The sequence below is a fragment of the Pseudomonas sp. JL23 genome (genome assembly GCF_056933585.1).
The window spans coordinates 4,505,536-4,519,994 of sequence record NZ_CM167795.1 but is presented as its reverse complement, the minus strand read 5'-3'; the positions used below and the strand labels follow the sequence as shown (position 1 = coordinate 4,519,994).

Sequence of the window (14,459 nt, the reverse complement as noted above, 5' to 3'; positions counted from 1 at the left end):
GTGAGCGCATTATGAAGAATCTATTTTCCTGGCGGGTAAAGGCCGATGAGGGCGGTGTAGTTGCCCCCGACGAGCGATTGCCCTGGCCGCAGACCATTGCCATGGGGATCCAGCACGTTTTTGCCATGTTTGGCGCGACACTGCTTGCTCCATTACTGATGGGCATGGACTCCAATGTTGCGGTACTGATGAGTGGTATCGGTACTTTGATCTTCTTTTTGATCACCAAAGGCAAAGTACCGAGTTACCTGGGTTCCAGTTTTGCCTTTATTGGCGTGGTCATTGCGGCCACCGCTTATACCGGCAGTGGCGCCAACCCGAATGTCGCAGTGGCCCTGGGCGGGATCATTCTTTGTGGCCTGGTCTACGTGGTGGTGGGTGTGGTCGTGCAAATGGCCGGGACCGCCTGGATCGAAACCGTCATGCCGCCGGTGGTGACCGGTACGGTGGTGGCGGTGATCGGCCTGAACCTGGCCAGTGTGCCGGTCAAGTCCATGGCTTCATCGAACTTCGAATCCTGGGTGCAGTTGCTGACCTTCGTCTGCGTGGCCCTGATCGCCGTGTACTCCAAGGGCATGATGCAACGCATGCTGTTGTTGGCAGGCTTGATCATCTCCACCTTGATTTATCTGGTCCTGACCAACGTGCTGGGTTTCGGCAAACCGGTGGATTTCAGCGCCATCGCCAATGCCGACTGGTTCGGCATGCCGGGCTTTCAGTCGCCTGTATTCACCTTGAATGCGGCGATGTTGATTATTCCGGTGGTGGTGATTCTGATCGCGGAAAACCTTGGACATATCAAGGCGATTTCGGCGATTACCAAACAGAACCTGGATGACTCCATCGGCCGTGCCTTTATCGGCGACGGTATCGCCACTGCCGTCAGTGGTAGCGTCGGTGGTCCGGGTGTCACGACTTACGCGGAAAACATTGGTGTCATGGCCGCCACCAAGGTCTATTCGACCGCGATGTTTGTCGTGGCCGCCCTGGTCTCGATCGTCCTGGGCTTTTCTCCGAAATTCGGCGCGATCATCCATGCCATCCCGGTCCCGGTGATGGGCGGTGTGTCCATTGTGGTGTTCGGTTTGATCACGGTGTCGGGTGCCAAGATCTGGGTCGATAACAAGGTCGATTTTTCCGACAATCGCAATCTGATGGTGGCCGCGATTCCTCTGGTTCTGGGGACGGGTGACTTCACTCTGCATTTCGGTAGCTTCGCCCTTAACGGCCTTGGCACCGCGACCTTTGGCGCGATTCTGTTGAATCAACTGTTGAAGGGAAGAGGGCAGGCTGCTCGTTCTGCTTCGGCCGAGAAGGTTTAACTGCGGGGCCTGTTCAAAATCTGAAATGCGATTCTGTAGGGGCCTGCCGAAGGCTGCGAAAGCGCTACATCAAGCAGGCTCCATTCGCAGCCTTCGGCAGCTCCTACAGGTCGGCGTTGCTGTAACACAGCGCCGTGTCAGGGCAATCGGATCTCATTGTTGTCCGCTACTGCCAAAACGTTCCCGGTAGGCTGTCGGCGGCAGGCCGGCAGCCTTACGGAACGCCACGCGAAAACTCTCGGATGAGGTAAAGCCGCATCGCGCGGAGATCTCTTCGCTATTGAGTTGCGTGCTTTCCAAAAGATCCCGGGCCAGGGACATGCGCGCCTGCAGCAGCCAGGCTTTGGGCGTCATGCCCGTCGCCTCGACAAAGCGCCGAAGGAAGGTCCGCTCGCTCATCAGCGCTTTTGCCGCCAGCTGTTTTACCGTCAAGGCGACCCCGGCGTTCTGCCAGGCCCATTCCAGTACTTGAGCCAGCCCGTCACGCGGCGTCCTCGCCACCGGAGCCGGGATGAATTGCGCCTGACCTCCCGAACGTTGCGGTGCCATGACCAGGCGCCGGGCCACGGTATTGGCCACATGGGTGCCGTAGTCCCGGGAGACCAGGTGCAGGCAGGCGTCAATGCCAGCGGCACTGCCTGCCGAGGTAATTACCTGGCCGTTATCGACATAGAGCACATCGGCATCCACATCGATGGCCGGGAAGCGGGCCTGTAGCTCTTCGGCGTAGCGCCAATGAGTGGTGGCTCTTTTGCCGTCCAGCAGCCCGGCAGCGGCCAGCACGAACACGCCGGAGCATATGGAGACAATCCGCGCGCCGCGCTCATGGGCTGATCGAAGCGCAGTCAGCAGCGCTGCCGGTGGGGGCTCAAGGCGGTTGCGCCATCCGGGTACGACGATGGTCCGGGCGTTTTCCAGTTCGGCCAGCCCGGCATCAGCTGATATCGCCATGCCCCCTGATGCGCGCATCGGGCCCTCATCCACGGCGACGATACTGTGGGAATACCAGGGGAAATCGAATTCCGGACGCGGCAGCCCGAAGATCTCGACGGCAATGCCGAACTCGAAGGTGCAGAGCCCGTCATAGGCCAGAACGGCCACTAATCCTGGATTGTCATGCATTGGCGTAAAACTACCGGTGACTGTCTTGTGCGCCACTGTAGCGCCCGCGACTCGATTCCTACAATGGGCCTCCCTCTTCATTATCGAGAAAGCGCCATGCCCAGTTTGATCAGTGAAATCAGCGCTGCATCCCCGTCAGAAGCCCTGGCGCATTTCAGCCGCAGGCTGGCATTCGAGACCGACTGCTCGGATGTCCACTATAGCCAGCAACGGGGTGAGATTGACTATGTGCTGGTGGACGTCAGAAGTCAGTCAGCCTTTGAGAGCGGACATGTTCCCGGCGCGATCAATATTCCTTCCCGGGAGATGACGGCTGAGCGAATGGCGCAGTTTCCCCTCGATACGTTGTTCGTCGTTTACTGCGCGGGGCCGCACTGCAACGGTGTGCATCGCGCCGCAATACGCCTGGCGGGTCTTGGCTATGGGGTAAAGGAGATGATTGGCGGCGTCACCGGCTGGCTTGATGAAGGCCTGGCGCTGGAAGGGAAGGGGGATGCGCTGGCTGGCAGTGGCCATCAGGTGTCATGTGCCTGCTGAGTCTGTGCTCCTCGAATCCTGGGGATTCATGGCTGCACAGACTTAATCGATGTTAGTGAACCGTCCTGCCATGGACTAAGTGATGATTCCGGGGGCGTTGGAAGAGCCGTGGTTGAGGACCTTTACCGCTCATTCCTGCGCCGCAACGCCTCCATCGCCAGCAACAACAGCAACGCCCCGAGCACCATCATGGTCGCGGCGGCGGCGATGGTCGGGTTGAGGTTTTCCTTGATGCCGGCAAACATCTGCATCGGCAGGGTGCGTTGTGACGGGCTGGCGAGGAACAGGGTGACCACCACTTCATCGAATGAGGTGGCGAAGGCGAACAGCGCGCCGCTCAGTACCCCCGGTGCAATCAGCGGCAGGGTCACCCGGCGAAAACCGTACCAGGGCGTGGCGCCCAGGCTCGCGGCGGCGCGGCTGAAGTTGCGATCGTAGCCCTGCAGCGTCGCATTGACGGTAATCACCACGAAGGGCACGCCGAGCACGGCATGGGCGATGACCAAGCCCAGGTAGCTGTTGAGCAGCCCCCAGCTGGCGAAGAAGAAATACAGGCCCACCGCGACGATCACCACCGGCGCGACCATGGGCGAAATCAGGATCGCCATGATCAGTGCCTTGCCACGGAATTCCCCACGGGACAGGCCGACCGACGCCAGGGTGCCCAATACCGTGGCCAGTACCGTCGCGGCCGGGGCGATCTTCAGGCTGTTGCCCAACGCCTGCATCCAGTCGCCGGAACTGAAGAACTCGCGATACCAGCGCAGTGACAGGCCGCTCAAGGGATAGCTGAGAAACGAGCCTTCGTTGAACGACAGCGGCACGATGATCAGGATCGGGATGATCAGGAACATCAGCAGCCCCAGGCTGTAAAAGCTCAACAGCGGGCGCAGCAGGCGGATTTCCAGGGGTTCGACATGCTTCATGGCGGCTCCTCAGGCAGTCTGGTTGGCAGGGCGCGAAACCTTCGCGTAGACCCAGTAGAGCAACAGCACGATGATCAACAGCTGGCTGCCCAGGGCGGTGGCCATGCCCCAGTTGATGGTGGTGTTGGTGTAGTAGGCGACGAAGTAACTGATCATCTGGTCCCCCGGCCCGCCCAGCAGTGCCGGGGTGATGTAGTACCCGATGGCCATGATGAATACCAATAGCGCGCCCGCAGTGACCCCGGCGTAGGTCTGCGGCAAGTACACCCGGCGAAACGCATACAGCGGATGGGCACCGAGGGAAATGGCCGCCCGTTCATAGCGGCTGTCGATGCCCTTCATCACCGCATACAGCGGCAGGATCAGGAACGGCAAAAGAATATGGGTCATGGAAATCAGTACGCCGGTGCGGTTGAACACCAGTTGCAGGGGCTTTTCCAGAATGCCCAGGTCGATCAGGCTGTTATTGATCAGCCCGCCCGATTGCAGCAGCACGATCCAGCTGGCGGTGCGCACGATCAGCGAGGTCCAGAACGGCAGCAGTACGAAGATCAACAGCATGTTGGCCCGCCGTGGCGGCTGTCGGGACAGCCAGTAGGCCAAGGGGTAGCCGAGCACCACGCAGAGCAGGGTGACCAGCCCGGCAATCAGCAGCGAGCGCTTGAGTACATCGATATACAAGGCTTTATCCGGCTCGACGGCGCTGACCTGGCCGTTGTCCAGCTTGAGGTCGAAGGCCGCCAGCCAATAGAAACTGGTGTAGGGCTGGCCCAATTGCTTGAGGGTGGCCCAGGTCTTGATATCGGCCAGGGCCGGGACGCCTTTGCTCAGGCGTTCACGTACCGGTTCGCCGCTGGCAGGTAACCGGCTCAGCACCGCCGTGGACAGGCTGCGCAGGCTGGCGGTTTCATAACCCAGGCGCCGGTTGAGGGCGAACAACTGGCCATTGCCACGGGCGCTGCGCAAGTCCTCACCCAGGGCACTGAACACCGACTCACCCGGCAGCGCCTGGCCATCCCACTGTTCCAGCAGTGCCAGGGTCTTGGGCAAGGCGTTGGCGACTTCCGGGTTTTCCACGCTCTTGGTCAGCAGCGAGCCGATGGGCGTGAGAAAACCAAACAGCAGCAGCGCCAGCAGCGGCAGGATCAACAACAGCGAGCGGCGCTTGTAGCTGCGCTGGGTCAGCTGCAATTGCCGGCGCAGGCGCTGGCTCTGGCTGGCCGGCGTCTGCGCTTGCAGGGTCAGGGCTTCGGACATGGGATTCTCCTTATGACAACCGGCCCGCACGCTATGCGCCCGGGCCGTGGATGCAGGCGTCGATGGATCAGCGCGCTGCCCAGGCGTTGAAACGCTGTTCGAGCTCTTCGCCGTGGTCGATCCAGAAGTCGGTGTTCACCTGCAATGCGTGCTCAAGGTTGGCGGGCGCGGTGGGCAGTTGTTCACGGGTCTTGGCGTCGATCAGAGGCAGGGTGTCCTTGTTGGTCGGGCCGTACGGGATATTTTCCGCGAAGACCTTCTGGTGCTGCGCCTCGTTGGCAAAGGCAATGAACTGCTCGCCCAGGGCCTTGTTCGGCGAACCCTTGACGATGGCCCAGCTGTCGATGTCATACATGCTCTCGTTCCACACCATCTTGAACGGATGGCCTTCAGCCTGGGCGGCGGATACCCGGCCGTTATAGGCCGAGGTCATCACCACATCGCCTGCCACCAGCCATTGCAGGGGTTGCGCACCGGCTTCCCACCACTGAATGTCGCCCTTGATCTTGTCGAGTTTCTTGAAGGCCCGATCAACGCCTTCGGGGGTGCCCAGTACCTGGTACAGCTCAGCCGGTTTTACGCCGTCGGCCAGCAGGGCGATTTCCAGGGTGAACTTGGCGCTCTTGCGCAGGCCGCGTTTGCCGGGGTAGGTCTTGGTGTCCCAGAACGATTCCCAGCCTTTGGGGGCGGTCTTGAGCTTGTCGCTGTTGTAGGTCAGATTGGTCGACCAGAGAAAGATCCCCGCGCCGCACTCGTTGACCGCGCCTTTGACGAACTTGTTGGCGTCGCCCAGCTTGCTCCAGTCCAGGGGTTCGAACAGGCCTTCGGCGCAGCCGCGCACGAGGTCCGGGCTTTCTACTTCCACCACATCCCAGCCCACTTGTCTGGTCTCGACCATGGCGCGGATCTTGGCCATCTCGCCGTTGTATTCCCCGGCCTGCACCGTGCCTTTACCGGTGGCGGCGAAAGGTTGGTAGAAGGCTTTGTCCTGGGCCTCTTTGTTCAGGCCGCCGAACGACACGACGGTCAGTGATTGCGCGTTCACCTGGCCAGCAACGGCAGCCAGAACGGTCAGTGCAGCAAAACGCTTGAGCATGGCAAGTATCCTGAAGTCATTAACGTTGGGGTGGGAAGTCGGTTCAAGCAGGCAGGGCGTCCAGCGCCGAAGCGTCAGCGCTGTGCCAACAGACGCGCAGGCTGTGACCCTCGCGCCAGTCCGGTTGCATCTGCGCGATGGGCACCTTGACGTTGAAATCGCGGTTGCCGGCAACGTCGAGGCGGATGCGTACGTGGTCGCCCAGATAAATGCATTCTTCGATGCGCCCGGCCAGGCGACTGTCATAGCGGCCATCACCGTCGAGGATCACCCGCTCGGAGCGGATCGACAGAGTGGTGCGGCTGCCACAGACCAGACCGGGAGTGCTGCGGGCGAAGAGCTCCTCGCCCTGGTCGAGGCGCACCTGGCAGCGGTCGGCAGTGAATCTGCCCAGGACTCCCGGCAGTACGTTGGTATCGCCCATGAAGGTGGCGACGAAGCTATTGGCCGGGCGTTCGTACAGGGCTTGCGGGGTGTCGACTTGCTGGATGACGCCGTCGTTGAAGATCGCTACGCGGTCGGACAGGGTCAGGGCTTCCGCCTGATCGTGGGTGACGAACACCACAGTCAGGCCGAGTTCGCGATGCAGGCGGCGGATTTCCAGTTGCATCTGCTCGCGCAACTGCTTGTCCAGGGCGCCGAGGGGTTCGTCCATCAGCACCAGCTTGGGCTCGAATACCAGGGCACGGGCGAGGGCGATGCGTTGTTGCTGGCCGCCGGATAACTGACTCGGATAGCGATTGGCCAAGTCACTCAGGCGCACCATATCAAGGGCCTTGAGCACCTTGTGTTCGATGTCATGGCGCTTCAAGCCGCGCACCTGCAGGGGGAAGGCCATGTTCTCGGCCACGGTCATGTGCGGGAACAGCGCGTAGTTCTGAAACACCATGCCGATCCCGCGCTTGTGCGCCGGAACACTTTCGATGGCCTTGCCTTCGAGAAAAATTTGCCCCTCGGTCGGGGTCTCGAAGCCTGCCAGCATCATCAGGCTGGTGGTCTTGCCCGAGCCGGACGGGCCGAGAAGGGTCAGAAATTCGCCCCGGGCCACGTCCAGGTCGAGGCGTTTGACCACTGTTTTCAGGCCGTCGTAACTTTTTTCCACGCCTTTGAAACGGACGAAGGTGTCGGCATCGTTACTGGTCATCTCAAACCTTCCACTTGTGCAGGCTTTATAAAAATATGATGCATCATGTTTTTAATGAAAGCAGATTTTGTGCCAGACACCCCAGGCCGCCGGGTTACGGCGGCTCCAGGGGCAGGCAATGGCCCTGGCGCACCAGGGCTGTGCCGTAGTCTTTGAAACCAGGATGCAATGCCCCAGAGCGGGGAGTTGAGGACGCCGGGAGACTCAGCGCAGCGCGTGCAGGGTGGCGTCCAGGCGTTCGAGCAGCAGGTCGGCGTGTTCCCGGGCAAACACCAGGGGCGGGCGGATCTTGAGGATATTGGCCTTGGGGCCGGTGGCGCTGATCAGTACATGGCGTTGGCGCATGCCGTTGACTACGGCGGCTGCGGCCTGGGTCGCCGGTGCCTGGCTGTGGCGATCGGTAACCAGCTCGACGCCAATGAACAGTCCTTCGCCGCGAACGTCGCCAATCAGCTCATGACGCTCGGACAGTTCCAGCAGGCCTTGGCGCAGATAAGCGCCGACGTCCCGGGCATTGCCTTGCAGGTCCTGCTCGCGCAATACGTTGAGTACTGCCTGCGCGGCCTGGCACGACACCGGGTTGCCGCCGTAGGTATTGAAGTAGCGTTGTTGGCGGCCGAACTGATCGAACAATGCTGAACGGCCGACCACACCCGCCACGGGATGACCGTTGCCCATGGGTTTGCCCAGGGTGACCAGGTCCGGTATCACCACGTCGCGCTGAAAGCCCCAGCGCTGCCCGCCGGTGCGGCCGAAGCCCGGTTGTACTTCGTCGGCGATATACAGGCCACCGGCCTCGCGCACGCATTGCGCAGCGGCGGCCAGTTCGCCATTGGCCGGGCTGAACACGCCGTCGCTGGAGAAAATACTGTCCACCAGCAGCGCCGCAGGCTTGATGCCCTGGGCCTGCATGTCGGCCAAAGCAGCTTTTACGCTGCCGACGAAGTCGTTTTCCTTGCGATAGAAATCCGGTGCGTCCACCAATCGCACATGGGCCGCAGTCGGCAGGCCGGTGGCCAGGGACGGCGAGACCTCGGCCAGGGCGCTGGTCACGCCGTGATAGGCCCAGCGGGTCACCAGAATGCCGGTGCCACCGCTATGGCAGCGGGCGATGCGCAGGGCCAGGTCATTGGCCTCGCTGCCGGTGCAGGTCATGGTCAGGTTGTTCAATTGCCCGGGGAATTCGCTGAGCAAATCTTCGGCGTAGTCGACGATGGATGGATGCAGGTAGCGGGTGTGGGTATTGAGCTGGGCGCTCTGTTCGGCGATGGCGCGCACCACAGCCGGGTGGCAATGACCGATGGAGGCGACATTGTTATAGGCATCGAGGTACGGCGTGTTGTCCTTGTCGTAGAGCCAGACACCCTCGCCACGCACCGGCGCGAAGGGTTCTTCATAGAACAGGCGATAGCTGGCGCCCAGGGCCTGTTGGCGGCGGGCGAGCAACTGTGCGGCAGTGGGCGAACTCATAAGGCCTCCGGCGTGCAGGCGTTGATCAGGCTGTCGGTGAGCATGCCGGCGGGCATGGCGGTCAGGCATTGCAGGTTGCGCCAGGTGGTACTCAGGTTGCGCAACACATAGTCGCGGTTTTCCGGGTACAGGCTGGCACGCCACTGGGCGATGGTAATGGCCATGGCCATACGCAGGGTGATCAGGTCGCCGAGCACCGCCAGTTCCTCGGTTCGCAGCGGGATGCGGGCGTTATAGGCGGCAACGAAGGCCTTGATCAGCCACAGCGGATCACTGGCATCAGCGTCGACTTGATAGGACAGCGCCGTGCCCAGCTCGTTGATCAGCGGCGCATGCAGGGCATCGCCAAAGTCGATGATCGCCGCGACCCGGCTGCCGGTGGCGCAATCGAGCATGACGTTATGGGGATTGAGGTCATTATGGATCACCTGGGCGCGCAATCTGGCCAGTTGCGGTTTCACCTGCTGTTCGTGATGATCCAGCAGGGCCGATACAAGGGGTAATTGCTCGGCATCCAGACAATGCAGATAGGGCCTGACACGCTCGGCATGGCCCACATCCCACAACAGGTCGCGCTGGGCGGCGGGGTGATGGAAGTCCTTCAGCGCCACGTTCACTTGCGCAAGGGTGCTGCCCAGTTCGTGCATCAGGGCCACGCTCGGTGTACCGAGATTTTGCGAAATACCGTCGAGATAAGTGACGGTGCGCAGGGTCAGGTTCTGGCCCTGCACCACGACCCTGGGTTCGAATTCGCCGCTGCGCGCCGCCAGCATCCGCGGTACCGGCAAGTGCGCGCCGTGACGCTCGATATGCAACAGTGCCTGGGTCTGGAAGCTGATGACGCTGGGGTCTTCAGCGGGGTTTATGAATTTCAGCACGAAGGCTTCACTGGCTGTACGCACCAGGAAATTCGCGTCGCGCTCGCCATTGAGCAGCTTCAGCGTGCCTTCCAGGCCATAGGTCTGCCGGGCAATGTCCAGGGCCTTGAGGTGATCGATAGTCGGTGCCTGCGTGGTCATCAGCTCGGCGCAACTGACAGCGGCCAATGCAGTCTCAGACATGCTGCCCACCGTTGACATGGATCTCCGCGCCGTTCACATACGAGGCGCCGCTGGTGCACAGGAAGTAGACCAGCGACGCCACTTCCTCGGGTTTGCCGAGACGATGCATGGGCACCGAGCGCTCGACGATGTCGGCGGTGCCGGGGGACAGGATCGAGGTGTCGATCTCGCCCGGGGCAATGGCATTGACCCGCACGCCATGGGGGCCGAAGTCGTAGGCCATTTCCCGGGTCAGGGCTGAGAGGGCGGCCTTGGAGGTGGAGTAGGCGACCCCGGCGAAGGGATGCACCTTGGAACCGGCAATGGAGGTGACATTGATGATGCTGCCCTTGGCGGCTTTTAGCTCGTCGAACAGGCCTCGGGCCAACAACGCGGTGGAGAACAGATTGACGTTGAACACCTTGATCCAGGTGGAGTAGTCGCTTTCCAGCACGCCCATGCGGCTGCCATCTGCGCCCTTGGGGGAAATACCGGCGTTATTCACCAGGGCATCGAGACGGCCGCCCAGCTTGTCCTTGATCGCCGCCATGCTGTCGCTGACGCTGTCGATATCTTCCAGATCCAGATGGATATGGTTGAGCAAACCCTCGGCCCACGGGCATTCGGCGACCCAGTTCTGCCGCGAGGCGGTAAAGACTTCCCAGCCCGCCGCGTTGAAATGCTTGACGGTGGCATGACCGATGCCCCGGCTGGCGCCGGTCAGTAACAGCTTTTTCTTGTCGCCCATGATCGATCTCCATTGTTTTGAAGTTTGATGCATCATGTTTTTTAGCGGCGAACCTGTCAATAGGCCAACCGCCAATCGGTTACTCGGTAAGGGTTTCCTGGCTCACGGCAATAAACTCCAGCATTTTCTGGTTCCCGTCGAGGATATCGGTCTGAATGGCATGTTTGGCCGCTGGCGCATCCTTCTGCCGCAGGGCATCGAGGATTTCCTGATGGTGCTCGATGGCCATGGTTAGCGAGAAATGCGCATAGGCCTGGGCGATCAATGGCCCGGCGCGCATCCACAGGCTGTCCAGATAGCCACGCAACAACGGCATGCGCGCGGCTTCGGCGATCAAGAAGTGGAACTCACTGTTCAGGCGCAGGGCCAGGGGCAAGTCCTGCTGATCGATGGCTTGCAGGTTGAGCTGGATATTGGTCTCGATGCGCTTGAGATCGGCAGAGGTGGCGACCCGCGCGGCTGTTTCCGCGCCCAGGCCTTCCAGATTCAGGCGCAGGGTGCGGATTTCCAGGTAGGCGGCGCTGTCCAGCACGGGCACCCGGATGTCCTTGGGCGTCTTCAGCACCAGGGCCTTTTCCTTGGCCAGTTGCAGGATGGCATCCCGTACCGGGGTGACACTGGTGCCCAGTTGCGCGGCCAGTTCCCGGATGCGCAGGCGGTCATCAGGCTTGAGCCCGCCGGTGATCAGTGCATTGCGCAATTGCGCATAGACATTGCTGCCCAGGTAGGTGTGGGTAATGGCATCGAGGGGGTAAGACATGGATCACCGAGTGCATGGAGCCGTTTTGCCGGTGACTATACAACATGATGCATTGAGTTCTTCGCGGTAATCATGCTGTGGGCGGCTTTATCAAACACAATGCCAATATCTGGGCAGTGAGGGCAATTGCAGACGTCAACCCGACACAAACGGCAGTCGCCCCGAGAACCAGGCAAGGGCCTGGCGCTTGAACGCTTCGGCGGGCGGCGTCAGCGGATAGCGTCGATCGTAGGCCAGGACGATGCGTTGAGCAGGAAGGTCCTGTTGTATGGGGCGACAGACCAGAGGCTGGCCGTCGTAACTGTAGTCTCCGAACGGCCGGGTGTAGGTCAGCGCGACGCCGAAACCGTTGGCGACCAGACTGCGTTGGAACTCGAAGCTGTGTACGCGCTGCACCTGTTCGGGTGACAGTCCGTAAACATTGAACAAGTCCAGTACGTGCTGCCAGCTATGGATCTGGTCTGTCACTACCAGATTGCTGCCGCTCAGTGCCTCCAGACTGACCTGGCTTTCACTGGCCAGGGGATGATCGGCGGGCAGCAGCGCCTGTGCCTTCAACTGGCACAGTTCTACGCGTTCCATATTGGCCGGCAGCCCTAGATCGTAGGTCAGCGCCAGCTCCAGAGTGCCCTCGCCAAGCCGTTTGCCCAGGTAGTCAAAGTCGCCCTCGCGCATATCCACCGTAACCCGTGGCGCCTCCAGTTGCAGACGCCGCAGGATCTGTGGCAGGCAGTACGGCGCCAGATCCTCGTAGCAGCCCAGCACCAGATCCCCCGCAAAATCACTGCTGCTGCCGATGTCGGCAAAGGTCCGCGCCTCGGCCAGAACTCGCTTGGCCTGGATCATCACCGTACGCCCGAACGGTGTCAGAGACACACCCAGCCCGCGTTGGCGAACGAACAGTGGCTGACCGAACAGCATCTCCAGTTCAGTGATAGCGGTGGACACCGAGGGCTGGGACACATGCAGCTCCTCGGCCGCCACGGTGAGATTGCCATGCTTGGCTGCCGCCAGAGCGTATTTGAGTTGGCGCAGACTGAACTTCATAGGATTTTCTTGGGTGATAAATCAATACATATTATTTTATCATTGTTGAGTGTCGTGAAATATTTGTCCTGCCCCCACTTTTAACGGGTTCAAGGGAGTTTCAGTTCATGACACACAGCTCATACACCGTTGCAGAAAAAGATATCGAGGCGTTCCAGCGCGATGGCGCGGTCTGCCTGAGAGGTATTTTCAGCGGTTGGGTGGAGCGCATCGCCGAGGGGATTGAGCGCAACCTCGCCGAGCCTGGCGTCTATGCCAGCCGCTATATCGAAAAGGGTGATCAATCCGGCGGCTTTTTCGACGATTACTGCAATTGGCAACGTATTCCCGAGTTTCGCGCCATGGTAGAGCAATCGCCCGCCGCCAGCGCCGCTGCCGCAGTCATGGGGTCGCGCCAGGCGCAGTTCTTCCATGACCATGTGTTAGTCAAGGAGCCTGGCGCTCAGAAGGCCACCCCTTGGCATCAAGACATTCCCTATTACTTCGTCGACGGCCAGCAGTCCGTCAGCTTCTGGATACCTGTCGACCCGGTCCGTGAGTCGACGCTTCGCCTGCTTGCCGGCTCACACCGCTGGGACAAGGGCATCAAACCGGTGCATTGGGCGGATCAGAGCGATTTCTACCAGGGCGCCGACGAGTACCGCGACGCGCCCGATCCAGACCGTGAAACAGGCATGCAGGTACTGGAGTGGGAAATGCAGCCTGGCGACGCGGTGCTGTTCGATTTCCGCACGGTCCATGGTGCCAGGGGTAACGCATCAGCTTCACGGCGTCGGGTGTTATCGCTGCGCTGGCTGGGCGAGGACATGCGTTACCTCGAACGTCCAGGGCGTACTTCGCCACCTTATCCAGGGCATGGCATGCAGACCGGCCAGCGGCTGCGTGAAGACTGGTTTCCGACGATATTTCAGCAAGCCTGAATCCTGGGTTGAAAGCGGTTGTCGGCCAATCGTTGGCTGAGCAATTGCACAACCATAGCCTGTCCACTGTGTAGGAGCGTCAATGATGAAAGCTAAAGACAGCATGATGACCTGGCTATTTTCCTTCGGCCTGTTGGCTGCCAGCGCTACCAGCCAGGCAGCCGGTTGGTGTGAATCGGGCAAACCGGTGAAATTTGCCGGACTTAACTGGGAAAGCGGGATGTTGCTCACCGATGTATTGCAGACCATTTTGAAGGACGGCTACGGCTGCGCCATCGATACTGTGCCAGGAAACTCCATCACTATGGAAAGCGCCCTGAGCAGTAACGATATCCAGGTGTTGGCTGAAGAGTGGGTCGGCCGCAGCGAGGTCTGGAACAAAGCTGCGGCCAGCGGCAAGGTGGTTGGTGTGGGCGCGCCGATCATTGGCGCGACGGAGGGCTGGTATGTGCCGCGTTATGTGATCGAAGGCGATGCCAAGCGCAATCTAAAACCCAAGGCGCCCAACCTGAAAAAGATTGCTGACCTGGCGCAATACACTCAACTCTTCAAGGATCAGGAAGAGCCAGGCAAGGGTCGTTTCTATAACTGCCCGGCCGGATGGACCTGTGAATTGGAAAACAGCGAAATGCTCAAGAGTTATGGCCTGGAAGCCAGCTACACCAATTTCCGCCCAGGCACCGGCCCGGCTCTTGATGCAGCGGTACTGTCGAGCTACAAACGTGGTGAACCGATCCTGTTCTACTATTGGACGCCGACGCCGTTAATGGGTCAGGTCGATCTGGTCAAACTGGAAGAGAAGCCCGGGGTGGATAAAAAGATCAGCATTCAGGTAGGGCTGTCCAGTGCCTTCCATGATCAGGCGCCGGAACTGGCAGCGGTGCTGGGCAAGGTCAATCTGCCCATCGACCTGCTTAACCAGAACCTGGCCAGGATGACCAAGGACCATATCGATTCCGACAAGCTGGCGAAAATCTTCTTCAAGGAACACCCGGAAATCTGGCACACCTGGGTCAGTGACTCGGCGGCGAAAAAAATCGAAGCCAGTCTCTGACGAAATATGGCGGCAG

At 60.5% G+C, this 14,459-nt stretch carries 14 protein-coding genes; 4 read left to right on the top strand and 10 right to left on the bottom strand.

All coding sequences use genetic code 11. The features are described 5' to 3' along the window. Positions 1–11 precede the first annotated feature (11 nt). Positions 12–1,322 (top strand): solute carrier family 23 protein, encoded by a 1,311-nt coding sequence (locus tag AC1Z24_RS20810; RefSeq protein ID WP_483742502.1) that lies wholly within the window; start codon positions 12–14, stop codon positions 1,320–1,322. Between the two features lie 153 nt (positions 1,323–1,475). Here AC1Z24_RS20810 and ftrA read toward each other — a convergent pair whose 3' ends face one another. Continuing rightward, on the bottom strand, positions 1,476–2,444 hold the full coding sequence (ftrA, locus tag AC1Z24_RS20805) for a transcriptional regulator FtrA (protein ID WP_483742501.1): 969 nt from the start codon (positions 2,442–2,444) through the stop codon (positions 1,476–1,478). Positions 2,445–2,540: 96 nt separating this feature from the next. On the opposite strand from ftrA, the gene AC1Z24_RS20800 reads away from it, so the two are divergent. After that, positions 2,541–2,981, top strand: coding sequence for a rhodanese-like domain-containing protein (locus tag AC1Z24_RS20800; protein WP_483742500.1), 441 nt, complete (start codon positions 2,541–2,543; stop codon positions 2,979–2,981). A gap of 122 nt (positions 2,982–3,103) precedes the next feature. On the opposite strand, the gene AC1Z24_RS20795 is transcribed toward AC1Z24_RS20800, so the two are convergent. From AC1Z24_RS20795 to AC1Z24_RS20755, 9 genes are all read right to left on the bottom strand, one after another. Next, entirely contained in the window at positions 3,104–3,877 is a 774-nt protein-coding gene (locus AC1Z24_RS20795) for an ABC transporter permease (RefSeq protein ID WP_483746678.1), read from the bottom strand. A gap of 39 nt (positions 3,878–3,916) precedes the next feature. Further along, positions 3,917–5,146: an ABC transporter permease gene (locus tag AC1Z24_RS20790; protein WP_483746677.1), complete on the bottom strand. Its 1,230-nt coding sequence runs from the start codon at positions 5,144–5,146 to the stop codon at positions 3,917–3,919. Between the two features lie 85 nt (positions 5,147–5,231). Then, positions 5,232–6,260 carry an ABC transporter substrate-binding protein gene (locus AC1Z24_RS20785; RefSeq protein ID WP_483742499.1) on the bottom strand — a complete coding sequence of 343 codons (1,029 nt, stop codon included), beginning with the start codon at positions 6,258–6,260 and terminating at the stop codon, positions 5,232–5,234. Positions 6,261–6,303: 43 nt separating this feature from the next. Then, positions 6,304–7,404 carry an ABC transporter ATP-binding protein gene (locus AC1Z24_RS20780; protein ID WP_483742498.1) on the bottom strand — a complete coding sequence of 367 codons (1,101 nt, stop codon included), beginning with the start codon at positions 7,402–7,404 and terminating at the stop codon, positions 6,304–6,306. Between the two features lie 204 nt (positions 7,405–7,608). Continuing rightward, positions 7,609–8,874: an aspartate aminotransferase family protein gene (locus AC1Z24_RS20775; protein WP_483742497.1), complete on the bottom strand. Its 1,266-nt coding sequence runs from the start codon at positions 8,872–8,874 to the stop codon at positions 7,609–7,611. After that, positions 8,871–9,935 carry a phosphotransferase gene (locus AC1Z24_RS20770; protein ID WP_483742496.1) on the bottom strand — a complete coding sequence of 355 codons (1,065 nt, stop codon included), beginning with the start codon at positions 9,933–9,935 and terminating at the stop codon, positions 8,871–8,873. Before AC1Z24_RS20770 ends, AC1Z24_RS20775 begins: the two co-directional genes overlap by 4 nt. Then, a complete protein-coding gene (locus tag AC1Z24_RS20765) occupies positions 9,928–10,662 on the bottom strand; it encodes an SDR family NAD(P)-dependent oxidoreductase (RefSeq protein ID WP_483742495.1) in 735 nt (244 codons plus the stop codon). The genes AC1Z24_RS20770 and AC1Z24_RS20765 overlap by 8 nt, the downstream gene beginning before the upstream one ends. Positions 10,663–10,741: 79 nt before the next feature. Continuing rightward, the gene (locus AC1Z24_RS20760; protein ID WP_483742494.1) at positions 10,742–11,422 is read right to left on the bottom strand and encodes a GntR family transcriptional regulator; all 681 of its coding nucleotides are present in this window, start codon (positions 11,420–11,422) and stop codon (positions 10,742–10,744) included. A 135-nt stretch (positions 11,423–11,557) separates the two neighbouring features. Then, complete coding sequence (locus AC1Z24_RS20755) at positions 11,558–12,469, bottom strand: LysR family transcriptional regulator (protein ID WP_483742493.1); 912 nt, start codon at positions 12,467–12,469, stop codon at positions 11,558–11,560. 107 nt (positions 12,470–12,576) lie between these two features. Between AC1Z24_RS20755 and AC1Z24_RS20750 the strand changes: the two genes are divergently transcribed. Then, positions 12,577–13,389, top strand: coding sequence for a phytanoyl-CoA dioxygenase family protein (locus AC1Z24_RS20750; RefSeq protein WP_483742492.1), 813 nt, complete (start codon positions 12,577–12,579; stop codon positions 13,387–13,389). Positions 13,390–13,474: 85 nt separating this feature from the next. Beyond that, positions 13,475–14,443 carry an ABC transporter substrate-binding protein gene (locus AC1Z24_RS20745; protein WP_483746676.1) on the top strand — a complete coding sequence of 323 codons (969 nt, stop codon included), beginning with the start codon at positions 13,475–13,477 and terminating at the stop codon, positions 14,441–14,443. The last annotated feature ends 16 nt before the right edge of the window (positions 14,444–14,459 follow it).